Source organism: Kitasatospora sp. NPDC127111, from assembly GCF_042677465.1.
Lineage (GTDB): Bacteria > Actinomycetota > Actinomycetes > Streptomycetales > Streptomycetaceae > Kitasatospora.
On the sequence record NZ_JBHXTG010000019.1, the window covers coordinates 52,997 to 66,861 of the forward strand.

14 protein-coding genes are annotated in these 13,865 nt (G+C 74.3%); 7 read left to right on the forward strand and 7 right to left on the reverse strand.

Translation table 11 applies throughout. The features are described from left to right. Positions 1-51: 51 nt before the first annotated feature. Both ACFVHB_RS14855 and ACFVHB_RS14860 read left to right on the forward strand, forming a co-directional pair. Positions 52-486 (forward strand): RidA family protein, encoded by a 435-nt coding sequence (locus ACFVHB_RS14855; protein ID WP_380320673.1) that lies wholly within the window; start codon positions 52-54, stop codon positions 484-486. A 39-nt stretch (positions 487-525) separates the two neighbouring features. Next, positions 526-2,202 (forward strand): amidohydrolase, encoded by a 1,677-nt coding sequence (locus tag ACFVHB_RS14860; RefSeq protein ID WP_380320676.1) that lies wholly within the window; start codon positions 526-528, stop codon positions 2,200-2,202. A gap of 105 nt (positions 2,203-2,307) precedes the next feature. On the opposite strand, the gene ACFVHB_RS14865 is transcribed toward ACFVHB_RS14860, so the two are convergent. Then, positions 2,308-3,198: an MBL fold metallo-hydrolase gene (locus ACFVHB_RS14865; protein ID WP_380320679.1), complete on the reverse strand. Its 891-nt coding sequence runs from the start codon at positions 3,196-3,198 to the stop codon at positions 2,308-2,310. Positions 3,199-3,405: 207 nt separating this feature from the next. Continuing rightward, the gene (locus ACFVHB_RS14870; RefSeq protein ID WP_380320682.1) at positions 3,406-4,347 is read right to left on the reverse strand and encodes a GlxA family transcriptional regulator; all 942 of its coding nucleotides are present in this window, start codon (positions 4,345-4,347) and stop codon (positions 3,406-3,408) included. Between the two features lie 71 nt (positions 4,348-4,418). Here ACFVHB_RS14870 and ACFVHB_RS14875 point away from each other — a divergent pair, with 71 nt between their 5' ends. Then, positions 4,419-5,051 carry an HD domain-containing protein gene (locus tag ACFVHB_RS14875; RefSeq protein WP_380320685.1) on the forward strand — a complete coding sequence of 211 codons (633 nt, stop codon included), beginning with the start codon at positions 4,419-4,421 and terminating at the stop codon, positions 5,049-5,051. An 80-nt stretch (positions 5,052-5,131) separates the two neighbouring features. Here ACFVHB_RS14875 and ACFVHB_RS14880 read toward each other — a convergent pair whose 3' ends face one another. After that, on the reverse strand, positions 5,132-5,986 hold the full coding sequence (locus ACFVHB_RS14880; protein ID WP_380320687.1) for an alpha/beta fold hydrolase: 855 nt from the start codon (positions 5,984-5,986) through the stop codon (positions 5,132-5,134). Positions 5,987-6,063: 77 nt separating this feature from the next. On the opposite strand from ACFVHB_RS14880, the gene ACFVHB_RS14885 reads away from it, so the two are divergent. Further along, complete coding sequence (locus ACFVHB_RS14885) at positions 6,064-7,029, forward strand: DUF5937 family protein (protein WP_380320690.1); 966 nt, start codon at positions 6,064-6,066, stop codon at positions 7,027-7,029. Between the two features lie 298 nt (positions 7,030-7,327). Then, complete coding sequence (locus ACFVHB_RS14890) at positions 7,328-7,498, forward strand: hypothetical protein (protein ID WP_380320693.1); 171 nt, start codon at positions 7,328-7,330, stop codon at positions 7,496-7,498. 90 nt (positions 7,499-7,588) lie between these two features. On the opposite strand, the gene ACFVHB_RS14895 is transcribed toward ACFVHB_RS14890, so the two are convergent. Then, a complete protein-coding gene (locus ACFVHB_RS14895; RefSeq protein ID WP_380320696.1) occupies positions 7,589-7,816 on the reverse strand; it encodes a hypothetical protein in 228 nt (75 codons plus the stop codon). Continuing rightward, positions 7,813-8,385 carry a carboxymuconolactone decarboxylase family protein gene (locus ACFVHB_RS14900; RefSeq protein ID WP_380320699.1) on the reverse strand — a complete coding sequence of 191 codons (573 nt, stop codon included), beginning with the start codon at positions 8,383-8,385 and terminating at the stop codon, positions 7,813-7,815. The genes ACFVHB_RS14895 and ACFVHB_RS14900 overlap by 4 nt, the downstream gene beginning before the upstream one ends. A 176-nt stretch (positions 8,386-8,561) precedes the next feature. Between ACFVHB_RS14900 and ACFVHB_RS14905 the strand changes: the two genes are divergently transcribed. Then, positions 8,562-9,128, forward strand: coding sequence for a TetR/AcrR family transcriptional regulator (locus ACFVHB_RS14905; RefSeq protein ID WP_380320702.1), 567 nt, complete (start codon positions 8,562-8,564; stop codon positions 9,126-9,128). 182 nt (positions 9,129-9,310) lie between these two features. Here the strand turns inward: ACFVHB_RS14905 and ACFVHB_RS14910 are convergent, their stop codons facing one another. Then, entirely contained in the window at positions 9,311-10,828 is a 1,518-nt protein-coding gene (locus tag ACFVHB_RS14910) for an alpha/beta fold hydrolase (RefSeq protein ID WP_380320705.1), read from the reverse strand. Positions 10,829-11,104: 276 nt separating this feature from the next. Between ACFVHB_RS14910 and ACFVHB_RS14915 the strand changes: the two genes are divergently transcribed. Beyond that, complete coding sequence (locus ACFVHB_RS14915; protein WP_380320708.1) at positions 11,105-11,827, forward strand: TetR/AcrR family transcriptional regulator; 723 nt, start codon at positions 11,105-11,107, stop codon at positions 11,825-11,827. Positions 11,828-12,034: 207 nt separating this feature from the next. On the opposite strand, the gene ACFVHB_RS14920 is transcribed toward ACFVHB_RS14915, so the two are convergent. Continuing rightward, on the reverse strand, positions 12,035-13,822 hold the full coding sequence (locus ACFVHB_RS14920; RefSeq protein ID WP_380320711.1) for a PQQ-binding-like beta-propeller repeat protein: 1,788 nt from the start codon (positions 13,820-13,822) through the stop codon (positions 12,035-12,037). Between the last annotated feature and the right edge of the window lie 43 nt (positions 13,823-13,865).

Below are 13,865 nucleotides of genomic sequence, written 5' to 3' on the forward strand. Positions count from 1 at the left end.
ATAGATGCTACGGTGACGGCGCCCAGGTTCCCGTCACCGCAGGAGCACGCCATGGCGTCCGATCTGACACCGGTTCCGGTCAACCCCCCGTCCCTGCCCAAGCCCAGCGGCTACTCGCACGGGACGCTCAGCGGCAACACCCTGCACCTCGGCGGCCAGACGGCCCTGGACCGGGACATGAAGATCGTTCCGGGCGGCATCGTCGAGCAGTTCCGGCAGGCGTTCGGCAACCTCCTCACGACCCTGGCGGCGGCGGGCGGCATCCCGCAGGACCTGGTGAGCGTGACGCTGTACCTCACCGACATCGCCGACTACCAGGCGCACGGCAGGGAGATCGGGCAGGTCTGGCGCGAGCTGGCCGGCCCGGTCTACCCCGCGATGGCCGGCATCGGCACGACGGGGCTGTGGCAGCCCGAAGCCATGATCGAGATCCTCGGCGTCGCGGTCATCCCGGACGAACGCCTGATCCGGCCCGCGACGGACTGAGCCGTCCGCGACCGACCGACCGAGCCGTTGGAGGCCGCCGTGCCGTCGTCTCCCCCTCCCGCCGTTCCTCCCTCGCCTCCCCCTCCTCCCCTTCCTCCCGTTCCGCCCTTCGCGGACCTGCTGCTGCGCGCGGGCCGCATCCACACCCTCGTCCCCGGCCAGGAGCCGCAGCGCGCACTCGCCGTACGCGGCGACCGGGTGTTCGCGGTGTCGGCGGCACCGGACGGGCTCGACCACCTCGCCGGTCCCGCCACCACCCTGCTCGACCTGCCCGGCTCCACCGTCCTCCCGGCCTTCGACGACACCCACACCCACCTGATCGCGGCCGCCGACAGCGCCCACGACGTCGCCGTGGACGGCGCCCGCTCCATCGCGGAGTTCCTCGACCTGATCCGCGCCCGGGCCGGCCGGACCCCGCCGGGCGAGTGGATCCGCACGGCCGGGCACTGGCAGGAGCTCAACCTCGCCGAACGCCGCTTCCCCACCGCCGCCGAGCTCGACACGGCGACCGACCGCCACCCGGTGCTCGTGCTGCGCGGGGTGCACAACCAGGTCCTCAACGGCCACGCGCTGCGCCGGTGCGGCATCGGCGCCGACACCCCGGACCCGGCGGGCGGCAGCATCAGCCGCGACGCGGCCGGGCGGCCCACCGGCCACCTGCGCGGCGGCCTGGCCCTGATCCGCCCCCACCTGCCGGCGCCCGACCCGGCGGCCAGGCTGAGCGGCCTGCGCCTGGCCTCGCACGCCTACGCGGCCACCGGCATCGGCACCGTGCGCGACACCAACTCCTCCCCGGCCGACCTGGCCGCGCTCCAGCGGCTCCGCGAGCGCGGCGAACTCGGCTGCCGGGTCAGGGTGTTGCTGTCCACCATCGGCTTCAGCTCGGTGCGGCAGGTCTCGGACCTCCTCGACGGCATGGAACCCTGGCGCGACGTCGCCGACCCCTGGCTGCGCGTCTGGGGCGTGAAGTTCTGGATGGACGGCGGGATCGAGGCCGGCGCCCTGGAGGCCCCGTACTGCCCGGCGCACTGCCCGACCCCCGGCTACACCGGTCAACTCGCCTGGGATCCGGGCGAACTGGAATCCGCCGTGTCGCTGGTGGTCCGGCGCGGCTGGCGGGTCGGCATCCACGCCTACGGCGACCGCGGCGTCCGCACCCTCCTCGACCTCTACGAGCGCGTCCACCGCGACATCCCCGGCCTGCCCCACGGCACGCTGGTCATGGAACACGGCGGCCTCGCGGACCGGGCCCAACGCCGGCGTGCGGTACGGCTCGGCGTCCCGGTCACCATCCAGCAACCCCTGCTCCACGACGCGGCCGCCATCCAGACCGAGTACTGGGGCAGGGACCGGGTGGCCGGCCTCTTCCCCGCCCGCGCCTGGCTCGACGCGGGCGCCGAGATCTCGGCCGGCTCCGACTACCCCGTCGGCGCCTACGGGGCCGCCCACTCCCTCCACGGCCTGACCACCCGCGCGACCGTCGCCGGCGTCCTCGGCCCCGAGCACGCCGTCACCCGCACCGAGGCCATCGCCCTCCACACCACCGCGGCCGCCCGCCTCACCGGCGAATCCCACCTCCGCGGCCGGCTCACCCCCGGCCGCCTCGCGGACCTCACCATCTGGCCCGACGACCCCACCACCACCGCGGACCTCGCAGCCCTCAGCCCCACCCACACCCTCCTCGGCGGCGTCCTCGTCCATGGCCTGCCGGGGTGACACCCGCGCTGGCCGTGGACGGGCGTGGGACCGGGCCCGGAGCGCACCGCCGGGGCTTCAGAGCCCGACCCTCAGAACCCCAGCATCCGCGGGTGCCGGGCCGCATCAGAGCCAGGCCGCCAGGACGGTCTGCCAGGGGTCGTCTCCCTCGCGAGCGAAGTACAGCGCCCGTGCGCTCACCCACAGGACGGTCCTGCCGAGCCGGTCGGGGTGGCGCTCCAGCATCGCGGAGAAGAAGCCCTCCGGCGTCTCCTGCGCGGCCAGGACGGCCTCGGCGTCGTCGAGGTACCGGCGGGTCTCGGCGATGATCCGTCCGGCGTCGTCGTCGAGGCCCTTGTTCTGGTGGCCCGCGACGACCCGGCCCGGCCGCAGGGCCGCGACCGCGTCGATGGCCTCGCGCCACGGGCCGAACTCCCCGGCCGACTCACCGAGGTACAGGTGCACGCCGTTGTAGAGCGCGTCGCCTGCCACCACCAGGCCGAGGTCCGGCACGTGCACCACGGTGCAGTCGTCGCTGTCCGCGTGCCCGACCTCGACGATGCGGAGCTCGTGCCCTTCGAGGGTCAGGCGGTTTCCGGGGACCGTCACGGCCGTGACGGGAGTCTCCGGGATCTGGTCCGGCCACATCACGTCCCAGAGCAACTCCCTGGCCGACACGTTGCCGTGCATCTGCCCGATGGTGCCGACGGAGGCGACCACCTCGGCGCCGAAGCGCTCGGCGAGCGTGTCGGCGGTGAACCAGTGGTCACCGTGTCCGTGGGTGGCGACGATGTGCGTCAGCCGCTTCCCGCTCGCCTCGACCCAGTCCCCGACGCTTCGCGCCTGCTCGGTGGTGAGCGGCGGATCGACGAGGACGGCGTCCTGCCGGCCGTGGACGAGCGTGACCGCGATGGGCTGGAAACGGCGGGGTTCCCCGTTGGGTAGCGGTCCGGACCCGGTCAGCGGCGACGGATCGAGGACGAACACGTCGTAGCCGATGGCGGTGTCTGTGGTCACGGTGCACCTCCGATCATGCCCGCGATCGTGCCTGCCGCCGTCCTGGCGAGGCTCGGCCGCGCATGTCTCCACTCTCCCGGCCACGCGGCGCGTCCGCACCACGAGGCACGCGCGGTCCCGCCCGGCGGACCACCGCGAGGGGCACCGTCGCCCCCGCCGGGCCGTCCGGGCAACCGGGCCGGTCGGGCGGATCCTGCCGGACAGCCCCTACGCCCGGAACGTGGCCCGGTAGTCCGCGGGGGACGTGCCGACACAGCGGTGGAAGGCCGCCCGGAAGGCGGCCGGGCTGCCCAGGCCGCTGAGGCGTGCGACCTGCTCGACGGGGGTGGTGGTCGTCTCCAGGAGTTCGCGGGCCCAGTCGATGCGCGCCGCGGTCAACCAGGCCATCGGCGAGGTGCCCGTCTCCTGCTGGAAGCGGCGGATGAACGTCCGGCGCGACATGTGCGCGCGGTGGGCCAGTTCGTCCACGGTGTGCCGCCGGGCGAGGTCGTCGAGCATCCAGGCGCGGACCGCCGCGAGGTCCTCACCGCGGGAGGCCGGCCGGAAGCGCTCGATGTACTGCGCCTGGCCGCCGGAGCGCTGGGGCGGGGCGACGAGCAGCCGGGCACGGGCGTTGGCGGCCGCGGCGCCGTAGTCCCTCCGGATGATGTGCAGGCACAGGTCGACGCCCGCGGTCACCCCCGCGGAGGTGAGGACGTCGCCGTCGTCGACGAAGAGCAGGTTCGGCCGGACGTCGATCCGGGGGTACCGGCGCCGCAGCTCGGCGGTGTCCCGCCAGTGGGTCGTGGCGGGGCGCCCGTCCAGCAACCCGGCGGCCGCCAGCGCGAACGCCCCCGTACAGATCGACACCAGCCGCGCTCCGCGCGCGTGCGCCGAGCGGATCGCCGACAGCGCCGCGGCGGGGAGCGGGCCGCCCGGATCCTCGTAACCGGGGACGACCACGGTGTCGGCGTCCCGCAGTGCCTCCAGCCCGGCGGACGTGCCCACCGTGAAACCGCCGCTGCGGACCGGCCCCGCCGACGGATCGGCGCAAACGGTGACCCGGTAGTGCGGGTCCGCTCCGAAGGCCTGCACCGGTATGCCCAGGTCGAGCGGAAGGACCCCGGGAAGCGCCAGCACCGCGACCCGGTGCCCATCGACGGCCGACATGGCACGATCCTAGCGGTGAACGGCCCCCGTGCCACTGTCGGCGGCGGAGCTCCGATTCGTAGCCTGCGTCCATGGACTTCTCACTCGACCTGCCCACCGGCCCCCTGGCCGACGCCGTCCTCTCCGCCGTGCGCACCTCCGAGACCCCGCCGGTGGTCAACCACAGCCTGCGCAGCTTCTTCTTCGCCCAGCTCCTCGCCGCGCACGAGGGGTGCCTGGCGGACTCCGCCTACGACCGTGACCTGCTGTTCGCCGCCACCGTCCTGCACGACCTGGGCACGGGCAGCCTGGCGAAGGGCGAGGCCCGCTTCGAGGTGGAAGGCGCGGACCTGGCAGCCGATCTGCTGCGGCAGCACGACGTCCCCGAGGCGGACATCGACCGCGTGTGGGAGGCGATCGCCCTGCACACCTCCCCCGGCATCGCCGAGCGCCGCGGTCTGCTGTGCCACCTCACCCGCGCGGGCGTGGGCGCCGACTTCGGCCGCACCGCGGAGATCGTCTCCCCGTGGGAGCAGCGGATCCACGCCGAATACCCCCGCCTGGCCATGGTCCGCTCGCTCGTCGACGCGATCGTCGAGCGGGCCGCCCGCTCGGACGCCGCCGCTCCCCGCTACTCCCTCGGCGGCGAGCTCCTCCGCGAGCGCCGCTCCGACGGCGTGACCACCCTGGAACGCGCCGCGGCCTCCTGCCCCTGGGGGGAATGACGGAGGTGCCGCCTGGTGCGGCCCGTCCGCGGCCTTCCCGATCTCGAACAGGGCCTTCAGCGGGTGGGGCCGGGCCGCTGTCAGCTGACCCCGGAGACGAAGCCCTCCACCGTCGCCGTGAACGCCTGCGGGTCGTCCAGCCACGGGTAGTGGCCGGCGCCCGGCTGGACGGCGAGCGTCACCTCGGGGAAGAGCGACGCGGCACCGGCCGCGGACTCGGCGGTGGGCCACAGGTCCACCTCGCCCGCGAGGAGCAGCACCGGGCAGGGCAGGGCGCCCAGGCGGCGCCGGAGGTCCTCGCTGTCGGGCGTGTAGCCCTTGTAGTAGTGCTCGCTGACGGGGAGCGAACGCTGGGCGGGGTCGGCGGCGGCGTGGGCGCGCGCGGCGTGGTCCCAGCGGCCGTACATCAGCGGCTCGAAGGCGAATCGGTACGGCGCGGCCTCGGCGAAGGTGTTCGCGGTCCTCATGTGCCGGTGCGCCACCACGGCCGCCGCGTGCCAGGGCTCGGCCGCGCGGGCGGCGATCACCTCCTCCACGCCGGTGTCGGAGGGCAGACCGACGGCGGCGAACGACGGGGTGACCAGCGTCAGGCTGGTGAGCCGGTCGGGGTGGGCGGCGGCGTAGAGCATGGCCAGGCTGCCGCCGGCGGAGTGGCCGAGCAGGTCCACGCGGTCCAGGCCGAGGTGCCGGCGCAGCGCCTCGACGTCGGCGACCAGGCGGTCGACTCGGCAGGTGGCCGGGTCGGCGGGCATCGCGGAGGCTCCGGTGCCGCGGGTGTCGGGCAGGATCAGGGTGCGGTGGGCGGACAGTCCGCCGAGGTCGCCGAGGTACTCGGCTGCGCGGCCGGGGCCGCCGGGGAGGCAGAGCAGCGGCGGACCGTCGCCGAGCGTGCGGAAGGCGAGCGTGGTTCCGTCGTGCGCGGTGAGGAATTCCATGGCGGACAGCCTGGGGGGCGGTGGTCGGGCCCGGCTATCGTTCAGCCACGGCTAAACGATCAGAGGGCGGGCTGGACATGGCGGTGGAGATCCGGCTCTCGGCGGCCGAGGTGGCGCGGGTGCGGCTCGCGGTGTCGCCGCTGGCCGAGACGGTGCTCGGGGTGCGGGTGGCGCTCGGTGTCGGCGGGCACGAGGTGCACCGGCCGTGGGTGCGCGAGGCGCGGCAGGTGCTGGGGGGCGAGTCGGAGCTGCCGTTGCTGCGGACGCTACTCGAAGGCTGCCTGCCGTCGTTCCTGTTCCCGGTGCCGGAGGAGCGCCTGCCGGCGTTCCGGGCCGAGTTGGCGGGCCTGCGGGCGACGGACCCGGCGTACGTCGCGGCGGAGTGCGCCGCCGCGCTGGGTGCCCGGGCGGAGCGACTGCCCGGGCCGGCGGTGTTGGTGGAACGGGTCGCCGATGCGCTGACGCGCTGCCACGCCCAGCTGGTGGCCCCGCACTGGGGGCGGATGCGGGCCGTGCTGGAGGCGGACCTGGGCCGGCGCGCGGTGGCGCTGGCGGACGGCGGGGTGGAGGGGCTCTTCGCCCAGTTGCACGGCGATGTGGTGTGGCGGGAGGGCGAGTTGGTGGTGCACGGGCGCCGCCGCTCGGGTGCGGCGTGGACGGTCGAGGCGGGCGGGCACGGCCTGGTGCTGATGCCGTCCGTCTTCGGCTGGCCGGACGTGATCGTCGACCACTCCCCGCGCACCGCCGCCTCCATCCGCTACCCGGCGTCCGGCGTCGGGCTCCTCTGGGAACAGCCCCGTCCGACGTCCGCCGGCCTCACCGCCGTCCTCGGCCGCACCCGCGCCGCACTCCTCGCAGAGCTCGGCGAACCGCTGAGCACCCCCGACCTCGCCGCCCGCTTGGGTGTCACCGCCAGCGCCGTCTCCCAGCACCTCGGCGCTCTGCGCGGGGCGGGGCTGGTGGCGACCCGCCGCACGGGCCGTACGGCCGTACACCTGCGCACCCGGACGGGCACGGCGCTCACGGCCGGACCATCGGACTGACCCGGGCCGGGTGGCCCCGCGCGCCGTCAACGCCGACCACGTCGGGCTCGCGGTTCTCGCCCTGATGACGCCGGTGACCTCGATCAGCCCCGGGGCGCCAGCCGGCGGGTGGGTGGGCCGCACGGAGCGGCCCCTCCGCCCCCGTCCGCCGCCCGGTCTCCGGGGCACCGTCGCCGAGGGGCCACGCGGGCGGATCCCGCTGAGGACGGCTGGGGAGCGGTGGCCAACACCTCGCCGACCGTTCTCCAGGGCGCGATCGGGCCGGCAGGGGAACCGTCCGGACCTGGACGGCATCCAGGTGACCGTGCAGGACGGACGACGAGGAGGGCGCGTGAAACGGTTCGCGAAGAGCGTGACGGGCCAGTTCACGATCGCGGCGATCGCTTCGCTGGCGTTCTTCGCCCTGGTCTGGGGAGTCGGAATCTGGGTGGTGAGTGTGCTCGCCGAGGGGTCTCCCCTCGAGAAGTAGCCCGTGCCCGCGGGCGGACGCCGGGCCCGTGGTCCTGCCCGACCGGGCCGCGCCCCGGCTCCCCCGTGTCGTCACCCGCCAGACGTCCGGTCAGTCGTCCGCCGGGGTCGGGCGCGGGTACGCGAGGCGGCGGACGGCCGGTGCGGAGACCACCTGGATGTCGTCGGCGCCCGGCACGGCCACGTGGACGAAACCGCCCTCGACCGCGAGCCGCACACCCGTCAGGCGCTCCGCCGGGGTGCCGTCGGCCGCGGCCAGCGTGTAGCCGGGGGCGAGCTCGATGGCCGCGTCGTCCCGCCAGTTGAGTCGTGCGTTCACCGGGCCGCCTCCGCGTCGCTGACCGTGACGTCCATCGAGGCGACCGCGGGGAAGTCCAGGTCGGGCTCGGCGACGTGGTTGAAGTAGTTGGAGAGCGTGTTGAGCGCGACGTGCGCCACGATCTCGGCGAGCTCCTCGTCGGTGACCCCGTCCTTCCGGGCCCGGGCGAGCAGCTCGTCGTCGATCCGGCCGCGACGGCGCACGACGTCGGCGGCGATCTGCAGGACGGCCCGGGCGTGCGGGTCGGCGTCCTCGGCGCGGCGGGTGGCGAGGAGTTCGTCCTCCGTCATCTTCAGCAGCCGGCCCCCGCGCAGGGTGTGCGCGGAGACGCAGTAGAGGCAGTCGTTCTCCTGGGCCACCAGGAGCGCCAGTTGCTCGCGCAGCCGCTCGCTGAGGACGCCGCCGGTCAGCGAGTCACGCAGCGCCAGGTAACCGCGCAGGGCGGCGGGTCCGTTGGCGAGCGAGGCGTAGAGGTTGGGGATCCTGCCGAGCTGCTTGCGGGTCGCCTCCAGCAGGTCGCGCTGGTGGGGCGCGGCGGTGTCCGGGGTGAGCTGCGGTATCCGGGGCACGGTGTCCTCCGTGGTGTCGTCGGCGCCGCACTCGGCGGGGCCGGTCGTTGGTGTTGCCTGTTGTCGGCACCGGGCGAGACGGTACCGGTCGTTCTCGTTTTCGGGACGGTACCGATCGGTTCCGTTTGGCGTCAAGGCACTTCCGCAAAGTCGGAACCGATCGGTACCATCGATCCATGGCAACCCAGGCACGGGCCCGGCTCCTCAGCACGGCCGAAGACCTCTTCTACGCGGAGGGCGTCCGCGCCGTCGGCGTCGACCGGATCCTCACCGAGTCCGGCGTCGGCCGTGCCTCCTTCTACCGGCACTTCGCCAGCAAGGACGACCTGGTGGTCGCCGTCCTCCAGGGCCGTGACGCCCGGTGGCGCCAGTGGCTGCGCGAGTCCGTGGAGTCGCGCGCGCTGCCGCCCGAACAACGGCCGCTCGCGGTCTTCGACGCGCTGGCGGAACGGTTCGCCCGCCAGGACTTCCGCGGCTGCGCCTTCGTCAACACGATGGTCGAGGCGGCCGACCGGCTCAGCACCGCCCACCAGGTCGCGGCGGCGCACAAGGCGAGCGTGACCGGGTACCTGGACCAGCTGCTGGCGGAAGCCGGGTACGACGAGCACGCCGCCCTCGCCGAGCAACTGGTCCTGCTCGTCGACGGCGCCATCGTCACGGCGGTGCGCGAGGGCACCACCGAGCCCGCGTCGCGGGCGCGCCGCATCGCCGCCGCGGTCCTGGCCGCGGAGCAGCGGAGCTGAGGCAGAACGGAGCCGACCGCGCCCGGGCGCACCGGAAACCCGCCCGGGCTCCGGCGCCGGGGCGCGGGCCGGGGGCGCGGGCCCGTTGGTGGCCGCCTGCCGCCGGCTCGGGGGCGGCGGCAGGCCGCCGGTCACAACGGCCCGGGCGGTCCGCCGGGCCGACGCCGGGTCGGCGCGACGGTTCAGTACGCCGCGGTGAAGCGGCGCCGCAGGAAGGTGCCCTGCTCGATGGAGTCGACGACCACCGAGGCGAAGTCCCCCACGGTGATCCGGCTGACGCCTTCCGCGTCGGCGATCGGGGTGTCGCGGGCCTCGGCGCGGTAGGTGCCGGTCCGCTCGCCCGGAACGAGGTACACGGGCGGCGGGCTGACGTAGGACCAGTCGACGGTGGTGTCCGCCGAACGCAGGACATCCAGGGCCTCGGCCTGGTCCCGCGCGGTCTCCAGGTACTGCGGCGGGAAGTCGGGCGAGTCGACGAACCGCACGCCGGGCGCGGACTCCAGGCTGCCGCCCCCGCCGACGAAGAGCAGCCGGTGCACGCCCGCCTTGGGCAGCGCCTCCAGCAGTGCGGCCGCGGCCCGGGGCACCAGCCGGTCCCCGCCCTTGAGCGAGGCCACCACGGCGTCATGACCGGCGACGGCGGCGGCGATCGCCCCGGGGTCGGCCGCGTCCGCGTCGGCCCGGCCGAGCCGGGTGACCTCGTGCCCCCGGGCGGCCGCCTCGCGGGCGACGGCACCGCCCAGGTTCCCGCTCGCACCGAGGACCGCGATCCGCAATCGCGACCGCGACTCCGACAGCGGCCGCGACGCCGACTCGGGCTCCGGCTCGGGCAGCGACCTGGCGGCCGGGATCGCGTCGAGGAACTCCGCGATCAGCGGCGCGATCTCCGGCAGGCACTCCTCCAGGGCGAAGTGCCCCGTCTCGAACAGGTGGACCCGCGCCTCCGGGACGTCCCGGAGGTAGGCGTGAGCGCCGGCCGGGAGGAAGAACGCGTCGTTCGTGCCCCAGAGCACCAGGGTCGGCGGGCGGTGCTCGCGCAGCCACCGCTGCCACTGCGGGTACAGCTCGACGTTGCCGTGGTAGTCGAGGGCCAGCGCGGTCTGCGCCTCCTTGCGGCCGGGAAGGTCCAGGTGGTGCTGGTCGAGGGTCCAGCCGTCCGGGTCGACCAGCGCCGGCTCGACGGTGCCGCCCTCGTACTGGCTGCGGGTGACCGGCAGGGTGAACAGCGGCTGCACGGCCTCCTCCGCGCCCGGCACCCCGGGCCGGTTCGCGATGGCGCCGCGGGCCAGGTCGGACAGGCCTTCCTCGTAGGCGTTCGCGTTCTGCACGACCAGGCCGGCGATCCACTCCGGGTGCCGGGTGGCCAGCCGCAGGCCGACCGGGCCGCCGAAGTCGAAGGCGTAGAGCGTGAACCGGGTCAGCCCGAGGGCCTGCACGAAGCGCTCCGTCACGTCGGCGAGCGCGTCGAAGGAGTACCGGAAGCCGTCCGGGGCCTCGGTGTGCCCGAAGCCGGGGTAGTCCGGCGCCACCAGGTGGAAGCGGCCCCCGAGGGCGTCGAACAGCCGACGGTACTGGTGCGAGGCCGACGGGAAGCCGTGCAGGAGCAGCAGCGTCGGCGCGTCCTTCGGGCCCGCCTCCCGGTAGAAGACGCGCACCCCGTCGACCTCGACGAACCGGTGCTCCACGTGGGGAATGTTCATGAGTCTGCCCTCCTTGGCGGCGCTCGGCCGATTGACGGCGCACTGCGGACAGCTGATAGCTGACAACTGACAGTTCGTCGGCCGAGCGGGTACGGCGCGGGGGCGGACCGCGATCCGGGCACGGCCGACGCACCGGCATGACCGCACGCGCGCCCCGTGACGCCGTGCGGGCATGGCCGCGCGCAGGACGAACCCACCCCCCGAGCTAATGCAGGTCGATCTGCATTAGTCTTGATCCTGGCAAAGACACCCGCCTTAACGCAAGAGGATTGGCATTTGGACGGCACGACACAGCAGCCCCCCTCCCCCGCGCCCGGCAGTCGGCGCCCCGGAGGCCGCACGGCGCGCACCCGCACCGCCGTCCTGGAGGCGACTCTCGCCGAACTGGTCGAGACCGGCTACGCGGACACCCGCGTCGACCGGATCGCCGCCCGTGCCAACGTCGCCGCCACCACCATCTACCGGCGCTGGGGAAGCCTGGAGAACATCGTGGTGGACCTCGCCGACGAGCTGGCGGTGACCATCAGCCTCGGCGAATCCGCCAGCCTGGAGGACGACCTGCGCACCGTGGCCCGCGCCGTGGTCACCCTCAACGAGGATCCGGCGCACCGGGCCTGGCTCCAGGCCATGATCTCCGCCGCCATCCGCTCCCCCTCCGCACGCACCGCGCTGTCCTCGGTCCTCGCCCACCGCCGCGACCTCGCCTCGGTCGCGGTGCGCGACGCCATCGCCCGCGGCGAGGTGCCGGCCGACACCGACCCCCACGAGGTGATCCGGGCCACCGTCGCGCCGCTCTACCTGCGGATGTACGTCAACGGCGAGCCCGTCGGACCGGCCGACGCCGACCGCGCCGCCGCGGCCGCCACCCTGGCGGCCCGCGCCGGGCTGTACGTCCTGCCGCCCGCGGCCGGCCCGACCGCCCCCGAGCCCCCCTCGCCCGCACCAGCACCCCCCTCGCCCGACGCGCCCGCACCAGCACCTCCTGAGCCCGGGGCCTGAGCCGACACCCGGCGAATCGCTCCCCCAGGACACCCCGGGTGAGCTTGGCCGCGCCACCTCCGAGCCTGACGCTCTGGTCCGGCTTCGAGCGGAGACAGCCAGGTAGTCCACCTCACCCGCCGCAACGGAGTGGGGAGTCCCTGCGAACGTCATGGGCGTGGTCGGCCGGGGCCGCCCATCGGATCGGTCAGCTCGGGGCGGGCCGCTTCAGCCCGCCGAGAGGTAGACGCGGCCCTCCACCAAGGCGGCGTACTCGTTGACCTGGTCGGGGGCAGCACCCGGGGCGAGCTCCCGGTCCTGCCCCGTCCGAGCGTCCAGCACCACGTCCTTGCCCCGCTGCGTGCGGCCGTAGACCGCTCCGTGCCAGGCTCCGGTGACCGAGGGCGCCACACGCGCTCCGACGTTGGGCGAGCGGTTGATCTGCCACAGGACGGTGTTCTCAGCCGCGTCGATGCCGATCAACCATCCACCGTCCTCGCTCATGGCCTGGCACACGGTCGTGGCGCGGCCGTCGAACCAGCACTCGTCGATCGACGTGCGCTTCCCGGGCAGGGCCGGCAGCGGCAGCACCGTCCCGGCGCCGGTGGACAGCAGTGTGAGACCGTCTCCCGTGTGGGTGAGGATCTTGTCGGCGGCGAACACGGACAGGAATCTCCCCGCCTTGCCGGTCAGGGCCTTCCACAGCTCCGTACCGTCGGCAGCCGAGACCGCCCGGACCTCCAGCGGCACGTCGTAATAGGGCGTACCCCATTCCCCGGTCGTGGACGAGACGCCGAGGACAGTGCCGTCCAGGATCAGCCGTGCCTCGAAGTTCGCCCGCTTCCAGGCGACCGTGCCGGTGGCCAGGTCGATCGCGTAGCTGGTGGGTGGACCGGACAGGCTGGGAGCGGCTACCACGGCCCGGCCGCGCGCGACGCCCACGACGAGGGGTACTCCCGGTGCGATCGTGCCGTCGTCGATGGTGACCCGGCCGGCCTCCCTTCCGGTGTCCAGGTTCAGGATGTCGACCTCGACGCCGTAGTGGTTGGAGACGGTCCCCTGGCCGATGACGGTCAGCGGGAAGGCCGCCACCGCGAACCGCTTTCCCCCCGCCGTTCCCACCGCGGGGCGCCCGTACCCGAGGTTCTTCGTCGACGGCTCGCCCGGCCCCCGGGTGGGGAGCGCTCCGGTGGAGGTCGTCTGGGCCAACAGTCGACCGTCGCGGGCATCGCGGGACACGAGTGTGTGGTCCCCCTCCACGCGAACCACGTCGAGGCCGTCCAGGACGACCTGGCGGTCGTCGTTGGGGAAGGTGGAAGAGGCGCCGAAGGAGGTCTGCTCGAACTTCACCGGCGGGTCAGCCCGAACCGGTTCGGGCCTCGGCCGGCTGGACGGACTCGGCGACGGACGGGTGGTGGCTGACGGATTCCCGTCGGAGGAGCCCGGGCCGGCCTGGTCGGACGCGCCCGAGGGTGCGCTCAGCGAGCTGGTCGGCGGGTCCGGTTTGTCGTCCGTGAGGATCTTGGTGCCGCCGTAGCCCACGGCCACTACGAGGATCAGGGCGGTGATCAGGATCAGGATGGTCCGAGCATCGCCCCGGCGGATGTTCTGGATCAGCTGGTCGCCCAGCGCCAGGTTCCCCGTGTTGCGGGACCTGCCGTCAATGATGATGCCGTCCCGGCCGATCCGCGGTGGCTCCAGGGGCGGCGGTGGGACGAGCGGCCCCGGTGCCGCCGGTGCCGGGGCCGGCAGAAGTGCTGTGAGTTGGACGGCGAACTGCGGTTCGTCGGACATCACTTGCACCAGGACCCGGCACAGCTCCGCCTGCGCGGCCGGTTCCTGCGGACCGGAGTCGAACGCCTCCACGGCTGCCCGGCCGTCCGGCTGTGATGAGAGTCGACGGCGGACGGCCTCTCCCGCAGCCTCCGCCACGGCCCGGCCGGTGGTTCCCACGATCCCCGATGCCACGTCCGCCATGAGCCCGACAATTGTCGAGGCAAGATCAGACTCGCTCAAAGCGCCCCCCTGGCATAGTCGTTGACACTCAACCTTGGCGGCG